Annotated in this window: 17 protein-coding genes; 7 read left to right on the forward strand and 10 right to left on the reverse strand. The window is 49.3% G+C overall.

The genetic code is table 11. The features are described from left to right. Positions 1 to 141: 141 nt before the first annotated feature. Both H6995_02710 and H6995_02715 read right to left on the reverse strand, forming a co-directional pair. Positions 142 to 1,257, reverse strand: coding sequence for a hypothetical protein (locus H6995_02710; GenBank protein MCP5213900.1), 1,116 nt, complete (start codon positions 1,255 to 1,257; stop codon positions 142 to 144). A 227-nt stretch (positions 1,258 to 1,484) separates the two neighbouring features. Then, positions 1,485 to 2,300, reverse strand: a complete 816-nt coding sequence (locus H6995_02715) for a glucose 1-dehydrogenase (protein ID MCP5213901.1) — start codon at positions 2,298 to 2,300, stop codon at positions 1,485 to 1,487. Between the two features lie 99 nt (positions 2,301 to 2,399). Between H6995_02715 and H6995_02720 the strand changes: the two genes are divergently transcribed. Continuing rightward, on the forward strand, positions 2,400 to 3,416 hold the full coding sequence (locus H6995_02720) for a nuclear transport factor 2 family protein (protein MCP5213902.1): 1,017 nt from the start codon (positions 2,400 to 2,402) through the stop codon (positions 3,414 to 3,416). 26 nt (positions 3,417 to 3,442) lie between these two features. Here the strand turns inward: H6995_02720 and H6995_02725 are convergent, their stop codons facing one another. The 4 genes from H6995_02725 to H6995_02740 are packed head-to-tail and all read right to left on the reverse strand — an operon-like array spanning position 3,443 to position 8,589. Further along, positions 3,443 to 4,489, reverse strand: a complete 1,047-nt coding sequence (locus H6995_02725; GenBank protein MCP5213903.1) for a response regulator transcription factor — start codon at positions 4,487 to 4,489, stop codon at positions 3,443 to 3,445. A gap of 49 nt (positions 4,490 to 4,538) precedes the next feature. Then, positions 4,539 to 5,558 carry a DNA polymerase III subunit delta gene (locus H6995_02730; GenBank protein ID MCP5213904.1) on the reverse strand — a complete coding sequence of 340 codons (1,020 nt, stop codon included), beginning with the start codon at positions 5,556 to 5,558 and terminating at the stop codon, positions 4,539 to 4,541. A 23-nt stretch (positions 5,559 to 5,581) separates the two neighbouring features. Next, positions 5,582 to 6,115 carry a hypothetical protein gene (locus H6995_02735; GenBank protein ID MCP5213905.1) on the reverse strand — a complete coding sequence of 178 codons (534 nt, stop codon included), beginning with the start codon at positions 6,113 to 6,115 and terminating at the stop codon, positions 5,582 to 5,584. Positions 6,116 to 6,117: 2 nt separating this feature from the next. Then, the gene (locus H6995_02740) at positions 6,118 to 8,589 is read right to left on the reverse strand and encodes a leucine--tRNA ligase (protein ID MCP5213906.1); all 2,472 of its coding nucleotides are present in this window, start codon (positions 8,587 to 8,589) and stop codon (positions 6,118 to 6,120) included. A gap of 145 nt (positions 8,590 to 8,734) precedes the next feature. Between H6995_02740 and H6995_02745 the strand changes: the two genes are divergently transcribed. Genes H6995_02745 through H6995_02755 form a run of 3 tightly spaced genes read left to right on the forward strand, consistent with a single transcriptional unit; the run spans position 8,735 to position 10,694 of the window. Further along, positions 8,735 to 9,262, forward strand: a complete 528-nt coding sequence (locus H6995_02745) for a metalloendopeptidase (GenBank protein ID MCP5213907.1) — start codon at positions 8,735 to 8,737, stop codon at positions 9,260 to 9,262. Positions 9,263 to 9,290: 28 nt separating this feature from the next. Beyond that, positions 9,291 to 10,049 carry a YdcF family protein gene (locus tag H6995_02750; GenBank protein ID MCP5213908.1) on the forward strand — a complete coding sequence of 253 codons (759 nt, stop codon included), beginning with the start codon at positions 9,291 to 9,293 and terminating at the stop codon, positions 10,047 to 10,049. A gap of 54 nt (positions 10,050 to 10,103) precedes the next feature. Beyond that, positions 10,104 to 10,694, forward strand: coding sequence for a carboxymuconolactone decarboxylase family protein (locus H6995_02755; GenBank protein ID MCP5213909.1), 591 nt, complete (start codon positions 10,104 to 10,106; stop codon positions 10,692 to 10,694). 7 nt (positions 10,695 to 10,701) lie between these two features. Here the strand turns inward: H6995_02755 and H6995_02760 are convergent, their stop codons facing one another. Continuing rightward, positions 10,702 to 11,829: a patatin-like phospholipase family protein gene (locus H6995_02760; GenBank protein ID MCP5213910.1), complete on the reverse strand. Its 1,128-nt coding sequence runs from the start codon at positions 11,827 to 11,829 to the stop codon at positions 10,702 to 10,704. A 130-nt stretch (positions 11,830 to 11,959) separates the two neighbouring features. Between H6995_02760 and H6995_02765 the strand changes: the two genes are divergently transcribed. The 3 genes from H6995_02765 (at position 11,960) to H6995_02775 (ending at position 15,296) form a co-directional block, all read left to right on the forward strand. Then, complete coding sequence (locus H6995_02765) at positions 11,960 to 12,364, forward strand: cytochrome c (GenBank protein MCP5213911.1); 405 nt, start codon at positions 11,960 to 11,962, stop codon at positions 12,362 to 12,364. Positions 12,365 to 12,432: 68 nt separating this feature from the next. Continuing rightward, on the forward strand, positions 12,433 to 14,391 hold the full coding sequence (locus H6995_02770; GenBank protein ID MCP5213912.1) for an ATP-binding cassette domain-containing protein: 1,959 nt from the start codon (positions 12,433 to 12,435) through the stop codon (positions 14,389 to 14,391). A 59-nt stretch (positions 14,392 to 14,450) separates the two neighbouring features. Next, entirely contained in the window at positions 14,451 to 15,296 is an 846-nt protein-coding gene (locus tag H6995_02775; GenBank protein ID MCP5213913.1) for a formate/nitrite transporter family protein, read from the forward strand. Between the two features lie 112 nt (positions 15,297 to 15,408). On the opposite strand, the gene H6995_02780 is transcribed toward H6995_02775, so the two are convergent. The 3 genes from H6995_02780 to H6995_02790 all read right to left on the reverse strand — a co-directional run bounded on the left by H6995_02780 (position 15,409) and on the right by H6995_02790 (position 19,073). Then, positions 15,409 to 16,467, reverse strand: coding sequence for a DUF21 domain-containing protein (locus tag H6995_02780; GenBank protein MCP5213914.1), 1,059 nt, complete (start codon positions 16,465 to 16,467; stop codon positions 15,409 to 15,411). Positions 16,468 to 16,820: 353 nt separating this feature from the next. Then, on the reverse strand, positions 16,821 to 17,402 hold the full coding sequence (locus H6995_02785) for a PEP-CTERM sorting domain-containing protein (protein MCP5213915.1): 582 nt from the start codon (positions 17,400 to 17,402) through the stop codon (positions 16,821 to 16,823). A 399-nt stretch (positions 17,403 to 17,801) separates the two neighbouring features. Continuing rightward, the gene (locus H6995_02790) at positions 17,802 to 19,073 is read right to left on the reverse strand and encodes a bifunctional O-acetylhomoserine aminocarboxypropyltransferase/cysteine synthase (GenBank protein MCP5213916.1); all 1,272 of its coding nucleotides are present in this window, start codon (positions 19,071 to 19,073) and stop codon (positions 17,802 to 17,804) included. Positions 19,074 to 19,270 lie beyond the last annotated feature (197 nt).

A 19,270-nucleotide genomic window follows, 5' to 3' on the forward strand; every position in this document is an offset into this window, starting at 1 on the left:
CCCGCTATGAACTATTCCTGTGAATAGCTTTAGAGGGGAGGCGACTAGCCCCGAATTCACCTGAACAAATTTGAACGTTGCCAAGCCAACCCGCTTAGGCGCAGTGTGCTGAGAGTTGGCTTGGACGGAGTTTGCTTAAGGTTACAAACCTTTGGCGGCTTTGATTTGCTGCACCAGCGCAGCGTTAAAACCTTTTGCCGCATTTAATGCCAAGGTTTCATAACGCTTGGCATCGGCATAAACGACATAATCCGAGCCTTTATTGCTGCTCATTCCTACGCCAAGTGCATTAGAGATAGCGACAGCGCCACCATTGTTTCTTGATCCGGCTTGTTCGACGCTGGCGAATACATCTGGTACTCCGACATCATCACCTGGAATCAGTTGGATAGCGTCATCCACAAAGCGACCATCTTTGGAGTAAACCCCATAGAAGTTGCTGATAGAGTCAAGCGCAAAGCGTGCGCCGCCTTCAACGCTAGCTTTGTTTTTCAGCATTGATCGACCACCGCCGCCAGTCCAGGCGAAGTCGAATCCCAAATTGGGATAAATGACAATGGCATCCAGGGCTGCGCTGGCTTGATCGCCGACATTACCGTTGAAGCCTTTGGGAACCATGCTAAAGATCCCGACCGATCCGACATTTGAGGGGCCGACCATCAACAGTTTTTTCGGCGCTCTGCCATCCATCTGTTTACCATTAACCGGTTCCGATGAGCGTTTGATTTCATCACTTTCCGGGGATTTGAAGAGCGTTGGTGCATCAATTACCTCGATGTTAGCGGCTTGCAGTTGGGCTACCAGATCGCTATGCGCGGCATCCGCAATCCGTTGTAGCATTGTTGCGTCGACACCTTCGAGAATGAAGCTCATGCTAGCTGAGGCGCCCTGACCGCGAGAGGTAAACCCGGAAATTTTAGCGGTTTGAAAGGCAGCAATATTGTAGCCTGCAAGGGCAATTTTAGGGCGTTTGGCAAATACTTTTGCTGAGCCTCTATTGGCCTTAAGCGTAATGGCAAATGGCGCTTCAGCAATAGGTGCTGCGGTATCCAGTTGTTGGGGTGGAATGCTGGTATCATCCTGCTTGGCACCGCCGTCCCCGCTGAGAACTTCCGAGGTTTTTTCAACAGCTTTTTCCACGGCCACTTTTTCAGCAACACGTTTGGCGATATCGCCAAGACCGAAGGCATAAGTTTGCGCGCAGGTAAACAATGTAGCAGCAGTTATCATGGTACTTATTTTTATTATTAATCTCACAAAGGGATCTCCAGGGAAATATTATTTTTGATGTCTAAATAATATGTTAGATATTTAGCTTTGCAAGCTGAGGAGCCAGTCATTTAAGTTTTATAAGCGATTCGATAGACAGAAGAATTGCGGGAATATACAGTACCGCTAACCTTTTGTGCTTAGCAATTGGTGCAACAGAAAAACCGGCGTTTTCATGTTATTTTCTGGTCATTCTCGTCATGGCTGACTGTGCCTTATCTGGCAATATATCCGCCATCAATAATTAACTCTGCTCCGGTCATATAGCTCGAATCATCCGAAGCAAGAAATAATATACCCTTGGCGATTTCTTCCGGGTTACCGAACCTGCCAATGGGATGTAATGAGGCAGCAATTTGTTCGAGCTGCTGTGGATCAGTGGTGCCGAAGGCTCCGAGACCGGCCATATCCTTAATCAAACCGTCGAGCATTGGGGTTTGAATCATGCCTGGAAGTATACAGTTAACGCGAATATTGTAGCCCAGCCCGCAAAACTCCATAGCGGCAGATTTACTCATGTGGGCAACAGCAGCCTTGCTAGCGGTGTAGGCGAGAGCACAGGGGGTGCCAGATTGGGCGGAAATAGATGAAACGTTGACGATAGAGCCACCGAAACCAGCGGCTTTGTTTTGAGTACGTTTTTTCATGGCAGGCAGACTGTGTTTCATGCCAAGGAAAACGCTATCAATGTTGGTGTCCATGACTTGATGCCAGTCTGCTAAGCTGGAATCTTCAATGGATTTTGCGCGAAAAATACCCGCGTTGTTCACTAGAATATCGAGGCCGCCAAATTCAACAATGCACTTATCGATGAGCGCAATCCATTCATCTTCAGAGGTAGCATTTAACTGCCTAAAACGAGCGTCGCCGCCAGTCTTAACGATCAGATCGGTGGTTTTCTGCCCTTCCTCAGTATTAATGTCGGTGACGATCAGGGTGGCCCCGGCAGCGGCTAGGGTTTGTGCTGCTGCAGCACCAATTCCCATAGCGCCGCCAGTGATCAGAACAATTTTACCGGTCAATTGAGACATGATGGTTCCTCCAATAATTTACGCCATAACTTAAGGGGTATTGTTGTACTTTACATCTACCCGTTCGGGTGGTTGAGCCATTCAGCCCGGTGTTTGATAATGCCAGAGGTAACCATCGACCTAAGAGAAAATAAAATGAATCGAGCTTCGCTAATTCGCTGCGTTAACCTGATGATGACTTTGATCTTGTGTTTTCAGATGACAAAAATCTATGCTGACGACAAACCCAAAGAACTGAAGGGCAAGGCACTAAAACCTTTTATCGAACTGATGCAGAACAATCTGCAAGCCTGGTCTTTTCATAAGGACGATAAGGTATTTGACGACGCAGCGGCGGATTACACCCGCCGTCCGGACGCATTATTTTGGGATACTTCTCTGCCGTTACAGGGGTTTCGTGGTTGGGCGGAATACCAGCATGTGATTAAAACCTGGTTGGCGCATGGCATTGAACAGGCGGATATCGCCGTGGTTGATACTGACCAGTTTATGGGTTGGCGTTACAAGGACGTGGTATGGAATTTAATGCATTGTGAAGTAGCGCTGGTATTAGCCAACGGAGATAGACCACAACCGCGCTGTCGAGGCACCTCGATTTGGGAATGGGAAGGTGACCGCTGGCGTTTAGCGCATGAAACTTTTTCTACGCCAGTGGCTTTGGAACAGCCTGTTTTTCAGGGGCAACGGCCAGCAGACCCGCGTATCGAACCGCATCAAGAGTTAATGGCACTGGCACAAGAGATTGCTAGGGCCTGGGGTGCGGGCCCCGTGAGTGAATTGCCGCAACGTTTGGAGCAATATTATCTTAAGGACAAAAATCTGACGATTTATACGCCTTGGCAGCCAATGTCGGTTTATCCTGGCTGGGATGCTTTTGCCGCAGGTGTACAAGAAAATTTAGCACCTAAGGCGCAACGTATTTCCCTGCAACTGAATGATGATTTGGAAGCGCATCGGCGTGGTAGGCTGGCCTGGTCGCATGCCACTTTGCACATAGAAACTCAGCTGTCCGATGGCCGTATCAATGCGGGTGATGCTCGTCAAACCTTAATCTGGTATTTAACGGATCAGGGCTGGCGGATTATGCATGAGCACTTTTCTTTTCCTCAAGGGTAGGTTGCTGGAGCCCAGAAGGGGCGATATTAATGCCCCTGATTCCGGCGCAAGCGCCAAGCTAGCTCAGTGCGATTGGCGACGTCGAAGTGACGATAAATTCGTTTGATGTGATCCTTGACGGTATTTTCTGAAACGGCCATTTCGCGGGCGATCAGTTTGTTGGAGTAACCACGCAGCACTAAGTCGAGCGCCTGCTGGGTTCTGGCACCGAACGGCTGGGGCTCAGGTGTGGCAGCTTGCGGCCTTTGTTTTTGCACAGTTTTGATGATAGTAATAAAGCTCAGCACGTCGCCCGGCAGTGGCAGGGTGGTGAGGCTAAAACAGCTGTTGTTAGGCGTAAAAATAGTACGTTCTACCAGCTGGTGAGTGTCAGCATGTAAGGCCTGAATATTGGCTGCGACAATTTGCTTTATCTCAGCGGGTTGAAAACCCAGTGCTATTATTTCGCTAGCAATCGGCGGTTGCATCTCTCCCTCAGAATCGGTAATCAAGGTTGCTTCAGTAGTTTCAGTTTTCGCCGATGTAACAAAGCTGTGAGTCGGCCATTCATCCATTTTTTTACGCTGGGCAAAAGCGTCTTGATCGGCCAATAGCCCAGACACTTCGCGACAGAGTGCGGCGACTTTTGCGGTGTCCTCGGTACTAAATCGGCCAGCATCCGGCGCGCGGGCAAAGTTTAGTGTGCCGACAATTTTACCCTCAATAGAAATGGCTCCCTGGATGGTGTATTGCATTTGCCAGCGCTGCAATAACTGGCCGATGGGATTGCGGAGCCATTGTTCCTCACCCAGTAACTCAACACCTTCAACCGCGCCGCCCTGTTGCAGTAGATAATGAAATAACGGGTCTTGATTGCGGTAATACTCGTATTCCCGCACCATTTTTTCTTTCGGCTGTGAAATAAGGGTGGCGAGTGGGAAGAGTTCCTTTTCCAGCAGATATAAACCAAAGAGATCGGCGCCGACAAACTGTGAAATATCGGAGGCCTGTTGTTTTTGTCTCAGGCTGAAAGAGCCTTTAGGTGCGTGTACGAAGGCTTGCGCTAAAAATACCGGGATTTCATTGTCCTTCATGATGGGGCGCTCTTGTCACTAGCGGTTCTTTAATTCTATTCAGGGTTCCTTATCCGGTCGCTAATCTGGCACCGGCTAGCCTTAAGGCTGTTTGTTCTAAAATATCCCAGATGTTGCCGGGACGCATGCCTTTCATGGTTTGATCGGCAAGGGCCATACGTTGTAATAGGCTGTAGAGAGAACGCGACTTTAAGCGTCCCAGCGCAGCTCCCGTCATCTGTTGACGATTACTCCAGACATGGTATTGGCGCATGACCTGCTGTACTGATTGCCCCTGTTCGACTAATCGAGTCATCGCCGCGAGCTGGCGGATCTCACGGCTCAATACCCAGATGAGTGCGCCCGGTTCAATTCCCTCTGCACGCAAGCCAGTGAGGATTTTGTGAGAGAGAGTAGTATCACCTTTAAGTGCCGCATCGACTAAATTAAAAACATTATAACGGGAACTGTCTGAGACGGATTGGCGAATGTTATGACTGTCAATCGGCTCATCAGTGCCTAACAGTTTAAGTTTTTCGATTTCCTGGGCGGCGGCAAGCAGGTTGCCGTCGACCAGCTCTGCGAGTAACTTAATGGCATCGCGATCTGCCGTGACACCTGCTTGCTGCATGCGGCGAGCGATCCACTGCGGCATTTGTTGATGGTCGACCGGCCAAACGGCGATATGTGCGCCGGCGGCATCCAGTGCTTTAAACCATTTTGTGTTCTGAGAGCTTTTATCCAGCTTCGGTGCAAGCACCAGCAGTAGGTTGGTATCCGCGGGATTTGCGCAGTAAGCCTGTAATGCTTTGGAACCTTCATCGCCCGGTTTGCCAGTGGTGAGGCGCAGTTCGATGATTTTACGTTCGGCGAAAAGAGACAGTGCGTTGCTGCTGGCAAAGAACTCGTCCCATTTATATTTAGCGTCAACTTGGTGTACTTCTCGTTCACTGAAGCCAGCATTTCGTGCTGCTGCCCGTATGGTGTCGGCCGCTTCCTGAACGAGAAGGTGCTCGTCGCCGAATACCAGGTAAACGGGCTTAAGCCCTTGTTCAAGTTGTGCGCTAAGCTGCTCCAGCCGGATGTTCATGGGAGTGAATACGTAGGTGCCGGTTAAGGGGTTTCCGCCTCTGTTGTCCGCGAAGCCCTATAACGTCGAATCAATTGCCGCACCAGATCGCGCTGCATTTCTTGCCGTAATAGCTGTTCTTCTTCAAACGCACTGACAACTTTATTGGGGTCGAACAGGTAAATTTTTTCAGCGGAAACAGTATCTGGACCAAATAACCGTTCGCCCAGCTTATTTCTGAGCTCGTAGGTGATATAGGTCGTTAGCTCATATTCCGCCGCTTTGCCGCGACTACTGGTGCTGATGGTGCGGCGTTGATTGTCGATTTCGGTTATCGCTAAAGTCAGTGGTGCCTCAGTAGACTTTGCAACTAAAGTGACACCTAGTGCCTGCAGTGAACGTTGCAGTGATCGACTGAGGTCGCTGTTTTCATTGGCGATACTTAGATACAGTACTTGCATATCCTCAGGCAATGGTTCGTTGCCACGCAGATGCCAGCCGCAGGCGCTAAGGGCGATAGTTCCAGCGAGAAATAGCAGAGCAATGAATTGTTTTGATAATTTTTGGAGTTGCGGCATGGTTATCCTCCCACCACGATATTAACAAGTTTACCCGGCACCACGATCACTTTACGGATAGTATTGCCATCGGTAAAACGGGTGACATTTTCGTTCTCTAAAGCCATGGATTTAATGGTCTCCTGATCGGCATCCACCGCCACTTCGAGGCGTGCGCGTAGTTTGCCATTGACCTGAACCACCAGTTCGATGGTTGAGCGTGTCAACGCTGTTTCGTCATGGCTAGGCCAAGGTGTATCGATAACAGGGTCAGTATGTCCCAGCAATTGCCAGAGTTCATGCGAGATATGGGGAACTACCGGAGCCAATAGCACAACGGCTGCTTCCAGTGCTTCGCGTTCGACGGCCAAACCCTGTGGCGTTGAATGGTCGGCATGGCGAGTGACTTCGTTGAGTAATTCCATCACCGCGGCAATGGCGGTATTGAAGGTTTGTCGTCGGCTGTAGTCGTCGGATACCTTGGCGATGGTTTCATGGGTTTTGCGACGAATATTTCTTTGCGCTTCAGTGAGCTGGTCGAGCGCGAGTGGCGGTACATCACCTGCATTAAGGTGGTTAGCTACGGCTTTCCACAGACGGCGTAAAAACCGGTGCGCGCCATCGACACCACTATCGGACCATTCCAGCGATTGTTCCGGCGGTGCGGCAAACATGGTGAACAGGCGTACGGTATCGGCGCCGTATTGGTCGATGAGTTCCTGCGGGTCGACGGTGTTACCCTTGGATTTGGACATCTTAACGCCGTCCTTGAGCACCATGCCTTGGCAAAGCAGTCGCTTGAAGGGTTCATCTGAGTTCAACAAGCCTTCATCGCGCATCAGCTTATGGAAAAACCGCGCGTACAGGAGGTGCAAAATCGCATGTTCAATGCCACCGACGTATTGATCGACGGGTAACCAGTAATTTGCGGCATTGGCATCCAGCATACCTTCTTGATACTGCGGACAGGTAAAGCGTGCGTAATACCAGGAGGATTCCATAAAGGTGTCGAAGGTATCGGTTTCGTGCTCCACGGGTTGCCCATTCAAATCGGCTTTGCGCCATTCAGAGTCAGCCTTGATGGGTGATTGTACGCCGTCCATTTCAACATCTTCAGGCAATAGTACTGGCAGCCGCTCCAGGGGAACCGCAATCTCACCATTATCCGGCAGATTAAAGATCGGAATCGGCGCACCCCAGTAGCGCTGGCGGGAAACGCCCCAGTCGCGCAAACGGTAATTAATGGTTTTGCGACCTTTGCGGGCTTGTTCTAACTTGGCGGCGATCGCGTCAAAGGCTTGTTCTGAACTGAGGCCATCGAATTCGCCGGAATTAAGCAAGCGGCCCTTTTCAGTGAATGCGGCTTGGGATAGATCGCAGTGCTGATCTTCAGATACCGGCTCAATGACCTGTTCAATGGGCAGCCCGTACTGATGGGCAAACTCCCAATCACGCTGATCATGGCCGGGCACTGCCATAACGGCACCTGAGCCGTAGCCCATCAGAACAAAATTGGCGGCATAGATAGGTATTTCGCGACCGCTGATAGGGTGAATGGCTTTGAGTCCGGTATCGACACCTTGCTTTTCCATCGTTGCCATAGCCGCCTCAGCAACCGAACTGACTTTACACGCTTGAATAAACTGCGCTAATACTGGGTTGTTGGCAGCAGCAGCTATTGCGAGCGGGTGCTCAGCCGCCAGCGCGACATAGGTAACGCCCATCAGGGTGTCGGGGCGGGTAGTGTAAATCTCGAAATGGTCGGGCTGTTCGGCTATAGGCGATGCTAATTGAAACGACATTTCCACACCTTCGCTACGACCAATCCAGTTGCGCTGCATCGCGCGTACCTGTTCGGGCCACTCATCCAGTTGTTCTAGATCTTTCAACAATTGCTCAGCATAGGCCGTGATTTTAATAAACCATTGCGGAATTTCCTTGCGTTCTACCGGCGTATCACAGCGCCAGCAACAGCCATCAACCACCTGTTCATTGGCCAACACGGTTTGATCATTCGGGCACCAGTTAACCCCGGAAACCTTCTTGTAAACCAAACCTTTTTCGTAGAGACGGGTGAAAAACCATTGTTCCCAACGATAATAATCGGGCTGACAGGTGGCCAGTTCCCGCGACCAGTCATAAGCAAAACCCAACTGCTTGAGCTGGTTTTTCATATAGTCGATATTGGCGTAGGTCCACTTAGCGGGTGCGGTATTATTTTTAATCGCGGCATTTTCCGCTGGCAAACCAAAGGCATCCCATCCCATAGGTTGCAAAACGTTTTTACCCAACATGCGTTGGTAGCGAGCAATGACATCCGCAATGGTGTAGTTGCGTACATGGCCCATGTGAAGTTTGCCGCTCGGATAGGGAAACATCGCCAGACAGTAGAACTTCTCTTGAGCCGGATTTTCAGTGACCGAAAAACTTTGGTTTTGCTGCCAAAAATTTTGCGCAGACTGCTCTATTTCACGCGGTTGATAGTGCTCTTCCATTGGTTAACGCTGTACCTTAAAACTTGAAACGCGTAGCATACTATAGGTGGCTAGGCGCGACTATAAGCGCGTCGTTATTCTCTGTTATTAATTGGGTTTGCCCGGTCACTCCAGCTTTTATTTAGATCAACAGAGGTGTTCTTCGATGAGTGATAAAACAACTGAAAAGTCGAATGTAGGCGAATCGAGCTACGACAGGTTGTTACAGCGGATCCAACAATCGTTGGAGCAAGTAGAACAAAAAACCAGCGATGCGATACAGCATGAAATCGAGCAGGCAATCGAGCTGGAAGAAGCCGCTGAAGAAATGACGAGAGAGGAGCTGGATCTGTTAGGGGCCTACCTGAAACGAGATATCGACAGTTTAACTCATTTTGTTAGCCGTACCGGCAAAGGCGTCGCTGACTGGCTTAAGTTTGATCTGCATTTGCTCGAAGATAAGCTCGCCAGCCTGTTACTTTCAGTGGCGGATAAAACCACACTGGAGCACCTAGCACTGCAAAATGCCAAGAAGCAAGTTGACGAGGAAATATATGTGGCCGGCGAAACCGTGGTTGCCGGAACATTCTCCTGCTTAAATTGCGGAGATATTTACGTCATCACTCAGTCGAAAATGCTGGAAAACTGCCTGGAGTGTGGCGGCGATACTTACCGCCGCAAGTCAGCCAACTGAACAGACGGGTTGCTGCAAAAGGATTCCCATGCTGATTAGATCGTTGCTAAAAACACTGGCGCTGCCACCGTCGATAAATATCCTGATTATCCTTTTTGCGCTCATTTTTTTGGCGTCACGGCCACGTTTGCGTAACAGTCTGATTTTTCTCTCCATCGCCAGCCTCGCCCTGTTAGCCTTGCCGGTCAGCACAGAATATTTAGCACGAACGTTGGAAACTTATCCGGCCTTGGAAATCAAAAAAATCAATACATCCGAGTATCAGGCGATTGTGATTTTGGGTGCAGGAAGGTATCGAGATGCTGTCGAGTATGGTGCTGATGTGCCGAAAGCGATGGGCTTGGAGCGCTTGCGTTATGGTGCTCTGCTGCAGCGTAAAACGGGGTTGCCAATTCTGGTGGCTGGAGGTATGTGGGATAAGGACAAGGTTCCGGAATCTGAATTTTTGAAAAATATCATTGAGCATGAATTTATGGGTTCCGTGTTGTGGCAGGAAAGCCAAAGCCGCACTACCTGGGAGAACGCAAAATATACACAACAAATAGCCGAGCAAAACCAGATACAAAAAGTACTGCTCGTCACTCATGCTTGGCATATGCCGCGAGCGGTATACAGTTTTAAAAAAGCCGGTTTAGCCTTCACCCCAGCACCCACTGGGTTTAGATCTGGTAATGATGACATGCCGGAAATATTGGATTATCTGCCACAAGCGTCTGCGCTGCACAATAGTGTATTAATGCTGCACGAAATGTTGGGTTTGCTGTGGTATCGATTTGTCTACGAATAGTTCAGCTATCCCTAGCATCTTTGCTGATGGTCTTTATACGGAGGAAAATTTGCAATGCCATTAGTTACACCGTTATCACCTGATGCCTCCCCTGAAGTTGCTGAGTTGGCTAAATTCTTTAACGAAACCCTGGGGTTTTGTCCGAATAGCGTATTAACCATGCAGCGCCGGCCAGCGATTGGGACTGCCTTTATCAATCTGAATAAAGCCGTAATGGAAAATCATGGCCGTGTTACCAGTGCATTAAAACGATTAATCGGCTACATGTGCAGTCATACGGCGGGTTGCCGCTACTGCCAGGCGCATACCATTCGCGCCGCTGAACGCTATGGTGCTGAGCAGGAAAAGCTGGATAAGATTTGGGAATTTAAAACCAGCCCCCTCTATAACGATGCCGAGAGAGCGGCGTTAGAATTGGCGATAGCTGCTTCTCAGATCCCCAACGCCGTGGATGAGGCGGTCAGCGCAGAAGTTAAAAAATATTGGGATGATGGTGAAATTGTGGAAATACTCGGTGTGATAGCACTATTTGGTTATTTGAATCGTTGGAATGACTCAATGGGTACAACCCTGGAAGAAGGTGCGATTGAATCAGGGCAAAAATATCTCGCCGCCCAAGGCTGGGACAAGGGCAAGCATCTGTAATCAGGGTTTACCCCAGAAAGGCGAGAATTTCCGCTTCCTGCTCCATGGCATCCTGATAGCCGTAATCAATCAGCTCCTGGCAAAATGCGGATTCAAACAGCAAATAGCTGGCCATACTCGCGCCGCCCAATCCACCGGTGGCGCCGGTGATTTTCATGATTGCTCGCATGCCAGCAGGTAAATCGCGTACGTGCTTATCGGCTATTTCATCAAACTGAATTGACGGTTCGATAGCAAGAAACTCCAGATAACGCAATTTCTCTATCATTTTACCTTGATTGCATTCTTTTAAACCTTTAACCAAGCTGTTGACGCGAACTAAGTGTTCGATATCGGCTTCCAGGCTGTCGATAAAAGCGCATTTATAAACGTGGCCAACCATGTGGGCCAGTGAGGGAGAATGTGTATCACTATATTCTTTTGGCAGATGCTTAGGGTGCCCGCTAACGCCAATGACGAAAATTCGGTCGGCACCCATATGAATTACCGGGCTGATGGGTGATAACTGTCTCAGCGCGCCGTCGCCAAAGTATTCCCGGCTAATTTTCTGCGCCGGTAGAATGGTAGGTATGGCGGAGGAAGCGAGTAGATGATCGATGTCCAGTAGTGCTGGCACCCCAACGCTACGAGTTTTACGCCATTTTTTTATCCGTTGATTGCCTTGGAAGAAGCTAACGCTCTCGCCAGAGGTATAGCCGGATGCGGTAACGGAAACAGCTTCGAGATAACCTTCATCAATACGTTTTTGGATGTTTTTAAACTGAATTGTGTGGCTTAGTAGCTCTCGCAACGGGTCTGTGTTCAACAGGGCCAGCGGACGTGAAGTACCAATACCTTGGTTGAACATCGATCCGACCAAGCGCCCGCAACTTTTCAACAGGTCTATGACACCAGATTCGTAAACCTGATCAACATGTAGATTACGCCAAATGCGTTCGACTTTTTTAACCGCAAGTTGAAAGTTATTGGCCGAGGCCGCCAGTGCAACGGCGTTAATAGCACCGGATGATGTTCCGCTGATAATGGAGAAAGGATTATGGGTATGTTTGGGCAATAGCTCGGCCATGGCCTTTAAAACGCCGACTTGATAGGCACCTCGTGCCCCCCCACCTGATAACACCAATCCGGATTTCATCTTATGTTTTCTTAGAAAAACTCGTAATCTAAGTATCGGGGGTGATGGGGTGCTGTCAAGTTGAAGCGTTGATTTATTTGTTAGCGGCCTTATGAAAAGGCTACACTGCAAAAAACTTGGGGGCTTCAATATGCCAAAAAGATATACATGTTTTGTTGTTATGGGCGTTATGGTGTTACTAGCAGCCTGCCAGAGCCACAGCTTGAAAACCGGACAAACGCTGTTTCAGGAAAATTGCGCGAACTGTCATGGTATTTATGCGGAAGGTGATGGCCCGGCCAGCGTTGATATCGGATTACCGATTCCCGATCTGCGTTACCTGAGGCAATCCAGCGCGGGTATTTTTCCAGCGGATCTGGTGTACCAAGTGATTGATGGACAGCGCGATGACGTAACCCATTTTCCGAGACGAATGCCGGTCTGGGGTTACGAATTTTCTGTACGTGAAGGAGATGATGACAGCGCCGTCAGGCACGCCAAAGAAAAAATTCAGGCGCTAACTGACTATATTCAATCTATTCAGCAACCTGAATAGCAACAGCATAAGCTTTTCGCTTGCATCTGCTATTGCTGCTGTAACCTAGGCTGGTACAATCCGCCGCCATGATTAGTCTTAGTGATATTCAATTACTGCGTGGCGGCAAGCCGCTGTTGGAACATGCCAACCTGTTGGTGCATAGCGGACAGCGCGTGGGGGTTATCGGCGCCAATGGCTGTGGCAAATCCAGTCTGTTTCAAATGCTCCTCGGCAAGCTACAACCTGATGCGGGTGAACTTTACATTCCCAAAGATAGACGCATCGCGCATATGGCGCAGGAAGTGGGGCATAGCCAGCAGACTGCATTAGACCATGTGTTGGACGGTGACGAGGATCTGCGCGCAACCGAAAGAGAGATAGCCAGGGCGGAGACAGAGGGCGATAACGATGCCTTGGCGCATGCCTATGCGAAACTGGAGGCCATAGACGGCTATAGTGCGTCGAGTCGTGCGCAACAACTGCTGCATGGCTTGGGCTTTGGCATTGATGATTATCAACGCCCGGTCAAAGCCTTTTCCGGGGGCTGGCGTATTCGCCTTAATCTGGCGCAGGCGCTAATGTGCCCCTCCGATTTGCTGTTACTCGATGAGCCGACTAACCACTTGGATTTGGACGCAACGCTCTGGCTGGAGCAATGGCTATTGCGCTATCGCGGTACGCTGTTATTGATTTCTCACGACCGCGATTTTCTCGATATGGTGACCACGCATATTGCCCAAATCGAACGCAATAGCATCCACTGTTATACCGGTAATTATTCTAACTACGAGCGCCAGCGCGCGGAACGGCTCGCGCTGCAACAGGCGCAATACCAGAAACAGCAAGCACGAGTCGAGGAGATTCAACGCTTCGTCACTCGCTTCCGCGCCAAGGCGACAAAAGCAAAGCAGGCGCAAAGCCGATTAAAATCCCTGGCGCGAATGGAGCTGATTGAAGCCGCGCATGTGGATTCCCCCTTCCATTTCAGTTTTTTCGAGCCGGGCAAAAAGTCTAATCCGCTGTTGTCGCTCAAGCACGCAGATTTAGGCTATGGCGATCAGGCGGTTTTACATCAGGTCAACCTGATTATTATGGAAGGTAGTCGCATCGGGTTGCTGGGGCCCAACGGCGCAGGTAAGTCGACCCTGCTGAAAACGCTGATCGGCGAGCTAGCGCTGTTAAGCGGCGAAAAGGTACTGGGAGAAAACCTCAAGGTGGGTTATTTCGCCCAGCACCAGCTAGAAGCATTGGATATTAATGCCAGCCCGATGCTGCATGTACAGCGTCTTTCTCCCAAAGAAAGCGAGCAGAGCATTCGTAATTTCTTGGGCGGCTTTGATTTTCGTGGTGATATGGCCACCGATTCAATTGAACACTTTTCCGGTGGTGAAAAAGCGCGTTTGGCCTTGGCCTTGGTAGTTTGGCAAAAACCCAATCTACTGATCATGGATGAGCCGACCAACCACTTGGATTTAGAAATGCGTCAGGCGCTAACAGCGGCTTTGCAGAGTTTTTCCGGCGCGATGATTTTGGTTTCCCATGACCGTCACCTGTTACGCAGCAGCGCCGATGAGTTCCTCTTGGTCGCGCATGGCAAGGTGCGCGAGTTTGAAGGTGACCTGGAAGATTATCAAAACTGGTTGGTGCGCGCCCAGCGCGATGAAGGTGAACCGAACGAAGGTTTAAGCGATAGCAGCTCTGGCGGGGTAGAGAAAAAGGTCGATAAAAGTCAGCTGCGGCGCGAGGCTGCGGCCCAGCGTGAACAGCTAAAACCACTCACGCAGGCAATCAAAAAGCTCGAGCAACAAATAGCCAATAATGAAAAAGAACTAGCCGCCATCGAAACGCGATTACATGACACCGATCTGTACCAAGATTCCGGTAAAGACGAATTACGAAGCCTGCTGCAAAGGCAGGGTCAATTGCGCGAGCAAACAGAGCAGCTCGAAGACCAGTGGTTGCAGCAAAGCGAAGCACTGGAAGCCATTAAATCCCCACCCCCTTTGGGAGAGGGGCAGGGTGAGGGGAATTTGGGTGCACGCTGAGCGGAGTCCGGTTATGATGGCGGCGTAGCATCGAGCTCACTCAAGGGGAATTTGCGAACATGGATAAATTTGCCGTAGAAGCTTATACGCCCAAAGAAATTGCCGCCCGTGTTGAAACAATTTGCATCAGCAAAAGCATGACTGACCCGTTGCGGGTATTTGTGCTGGCGCTGTTAGCGGGTGCTTTTATTGGGTTAGGCGCGACATTTTTCACACTGGTTACCTATGATGTTTCGATAGCGGTCAATCAGGGACTCATGCGTCTGGTCGGCGGTTTATCCTTCTGTTTGGGATTAATCCTGGTGGTGGTAGCCGGTGCCGAGCTATTTACCGGCAACAACTTGCTGGTGATGGCCTACATGGACAAAAAGATTACCTTCACTCAGTTGATGAAAAACTGGTCTATCGTTTTTGTCGGTAATTTTATCGGTGCGCTTGGCTTGGTCGTGTTGATTTACCTGAGCGGACATTGGCTGACTGGCGCAGGAGCAGTTGGTGCTAAAGCATTGATCATCGCAGAGTCCAAACTAAACCTCAGTTTTTTAGAAGCCTTCAGCAGAGGGGTTTTGTGCAATATTCTGGTATGTCTGGCGGTCTGGCTATGTTTTGCCGGACGCAGTGTCACCGATAAAATTCTGGCAATCCTGTTCCCCATTACGGCGTTTGTTGCTCTGGGTTTTGAACATTCAGTGGCAAATATGTACTTTGTTCCAGCCGGAATGCTGGCGCAGTTAGAGCCGCAAGTGGTGCAACTCGCCGAGCAAATCAAGCCGGGTTTAGACATTACGAGCCTCAGCCTTTCCAACTTCCTGTTGAACAACCTACTGCCGGTAACGCTGGGTAATATCGTTGGCGGTAGCCTGTTTGTGGCGATGATTTACTGGTTTTTGTATTTGCGGGATTAATGCGGTAAGGTCGTTTCGGGAAACATTTTGTTTTGGTAGATTATTTCTCTAGAACAAAGCAGCATAGTGGAGTATTTTCCCAATCACCTTCTCTCGAAATGCTGCCGATGATTTATTTTGTTTCAGGTAGATCCTGATCCAAGCCCATTTTTTTACGCCTCATCGCACCCAAGCGACGCGCCAACACCTGCATATTTTCTACCCTATCCAGTTCGTCCATGATTTGCAGGCCAAGCAGGCTTTCCAGTACATCCTCCAGCGTCAGGATGCCCTGTGTGTCGCCGTACTCGTTCACCACAAGAAGGATTTGTACACTGGTACTGACAAAAGTGTCGAAGGCTTGTAGTAGGGAGGAGGCGTCCAATATCGCGTGCAGTTCACGGCGAAATGCTGAAAGCGGTCGCTGGCTTTGCCCTTCGCTTTGCGCCACTAGGAGATCATTGCGCAGTACAAAACCAGTCATTTTCTCCGGGTCTGAATAGATAGGGATGCGCGAAAATACGCGGCGGCTGTATTTGTCGAGAAAATCTGCAACTGCAATATCTTCCTGCACCGCGAAGACGACTGAACGTGGTGTCATAACGCTGCGTACCTGAACTTCGCGTAGTCGAAACAGGTTTTTAAGGACGATAGACTCATGCTTGTCCAGCTGTCCTTCCTGCTCGCCGAGCTCCGCCATGGCTTGAAATTCCTGGCGACTAAAACCTTGCAGTGTTGGTTCATTCGCTACGCCACGAGTAATCTTATTGGAGAGCCAAACGAAGGGAAAAAGGACGCGGATAAAGAAGTTTAGAGTATGGCCAGTGATAGGCGCGAGCTGGCGCCAATAATGCGCTCCTAACGCCTTGGGTATAATTTCAGAAAAAACTAGAATAACGAAGGTGAGTACTGCGGAAAAAATGCCTAAATAGACATTGCCAAATACGGCCACCACTTGAGCGCCCGCACCTGCTGCCCCCATGGTATGGGCGATGGTGTTGAGGGTAAGAATGACTGCCAAGGGGCTATTGATATCGTCTTTTAATGCGCGCAGTAGCGGACCAGAAGCCTTACCTTGCTGTTCGGCGTTGACGATGTATGAAGTGGGAATGCTCAGCAATACCGCTTCCGCAATGGAGCACAAAAAAGAGCAAACCACAGCAATGAGGATAAAAATGATTAGCAGTAACATCCTGACTATTTTTTCATAGATTGAGTTGCGAGGACAGTTTACTTAACGCCACGGACTCTGATACATGCCCGTCAATAATGAAGTAAACATGTCACCAGAAATCTAGGTTTTTCTACAGCCCTGTTAGGCTTTTATCGAGCCATCATCTTTCAAGGAGGTTTTTGTGAGAGAGAGCATGAGAGTCAAGGGTATGAGGGTCGGGTCTTGCCTTTTGCCCAACTGGCAGGAGTTTTTACACTGACTTCAAATGTCGATTAACAAATTGCTACGCACATACTTGGACGTACATAGTATTGGGACAATCAAAAGAAGGCGGTTGTTAGCCCCTATATCCGATGGGCAAAAAGCAAGACCTACTCCCTGATTCCATCGTTTCGGTGCTTACGACGCTTGAAGCTAGCGGCAACATAACCCACAGCAAACAGCCACATCGTAGACGGTGATGGAACTGAAGCCGAGGATATACTAAAACTTCCCGCAAGTGTGTCCCTAGATGCTAAAACCGAATCATTAGGTTCGCTCGCCAAACTCCAGCGAACCTGATTTGTATTGCCGGTGTTTACATTGTAATCAACATAGAAATCGTCGGCCGTCAGCTCAAGACTGTTGCCACCAACTCGACCATAGATATTTATGTTATTCAGCGCGCCACTAACGAACAATAGAAGAGCGGATGTGTTTGACGTGTTAAAACTTGTCGCACCAAGAGGATCAGGGGTCAAAGATAACGATGTCATTGCACCATAAAGGATCTGGAATGATGCAGAAGGCATGACGAGATTCTCGTCAAACTCGAAACTCCATGATCCAGAAAGACTTTGAACTGCGCTACTGGATGTAGTATTGGAGCCCGAGAAATTGCCGGAGTAAATCACTGTGGCATTCGCGGAAGAAGCGAGTACAACTAATAGGAGTGATGTAATCAGTTTTTTCATTTTGATCAGCCCTTAGGAAATAAGGATACAAAAAATTTAGCAATTATCGTTCCATTTGTAATTAAATGTATAAATTCAGTTGGTTACGAGGGATGTGTATATGCTGCTGTAAAAAAACTGACAACCTTGCGGTTCGGAAAAAGAAAAAAAGAATAAAGGGGGCATTTATTTTAAAAGACAACCCTTCGGTTAATTATATAAAAACTAGTTGCAGAGAATTAAGGTTTTGACTCACTCTAAGGTTTGAGAATATTTGGAATTGGACTTTGAGCCAATCCCTCATCCTAGCCTTTTATTATGCTCTTGGGCGCTCTCTAAGGAGAAGAGATTTAATCCTAAACTTGGTTCTCTAGATGAATAAATACCCTCCCCAAAACGGAGAGGGCATTCACGAAGGTACTATTTTGCGGCCGCCAATGACTGCTCAATGTCGGCAATAATATCCTCTACATTTTCGATGCCGATAGACAGGCGCACCATATCCTGGCTGACCCCCGCAGTTTTCAACTCCTCTTCGCCGAGTTGGCGGTGTGTGGTGGAGGCGGGATGACAGGCGAGAGATTTGGCGTCACCAATATTCACCAGTCGCTTGATGACCTGTAGTGCATCGATAAAGCGAGCGCCTGCATCAAATCCACCTTTGATACCAAAGCTGAGGATTGCGGAAGGCTTGCCGTTCATATAGGTTTTTGCCAGCTCATAGTACTTGCTGTCTGCGAGGCCGCCATAGCTCACCCAGTTTATCTGTGGGTGCTGATGCAGGTATTCGGCGACCTTTTGGGCATTTTCACAGTGCCGCTCCATACGTAGTGCCAGTGTTTCGATGCCCTGTAAAATCAAAAAAGCGTTAAAGGGCGACAGCGCAGCCCCCATGTTACGCAACGGCACTACGCGACAGCGACCGATGAAAGCAGCATCACCCAAGGCTTCGGTATATACCACGCCGTGGTAAGAGGGGTCGGGTTCGTTGAATTGCGGGAAGCGCGGGTTATCTTTCCAGGGGAATTTTCCGGAGTCGACAATAATACCGCCGACACTGGTGCCGTGCCCACCCATGTACTTTGTAAGCGAATGCACAATGATGTCGGCGCCATGCTCAAAAGGGCGACACAACATGGGTGTGGCTACGGTGTTATCGACGATCAATGGCACATTATATTTGTGGGCTATATCAGCCAGGGCTTTTAGGTCGACAATATTGCCCGCCGGGTTGCCGATGGACTCACAAAACAGCGCCTTGGTTTTGTCATCAAATTTTGATTCCAGTGCTGCCAGATCATCTCCCGAAGCCATTCTTACTTCAATACCCATGGCTGGCATGGTGTGGGCAAACAGGTTGTAAGTGCCACCATAAAGCTGACTGACGCTGACAAAGTTATCGCCGGTGCGGGCAATGGCCTGGATCGCAGCGGTAATGGCCGCCATCCCTGAGGCCATGGCTAACGAACCGATGCCGCCTTCCATCTGCGTCACCCGCTCCTCTAACACGGCCCAGGTCGGATTCATGATGCGCGTGTAGATATTGCCTTGCACCTTTAGGTTGAACAGGTCTGCGCCATGTTGAGTGTCGTCAAAAGCATAGGACGTTGTTTGGTAGATGGGTACAGCAACGGCGTTCGTTGTAGGGTCTTGTTTAAAACCGCCGTGGATAGCAAGGGTTTCCAGTTTCATCGATGGGACTCCGAAATAATGATAATCAAACAGCAGTATTGCCGCAGGCTTTTGGTGCAAAGCGATTCAAATCGAAGAGCTATGTTATCAATCTTAGGTTGCTGATGTGAATCAATGAGCGCCTTTTTTTAAAGTGATAGGATCGCGCAGAAAATAGCACGAACGAGCTATTATGATCAAATCGAAGACATCGTCTG

Source organism: Pseudomonadales bacterium, from assembly GCA_024234615.1.
GTDB lineage: Bacteria > Pseudomonadota > Gammaproteobacteria > Pseudomonadales > IMCC2047 > JAJFKB01.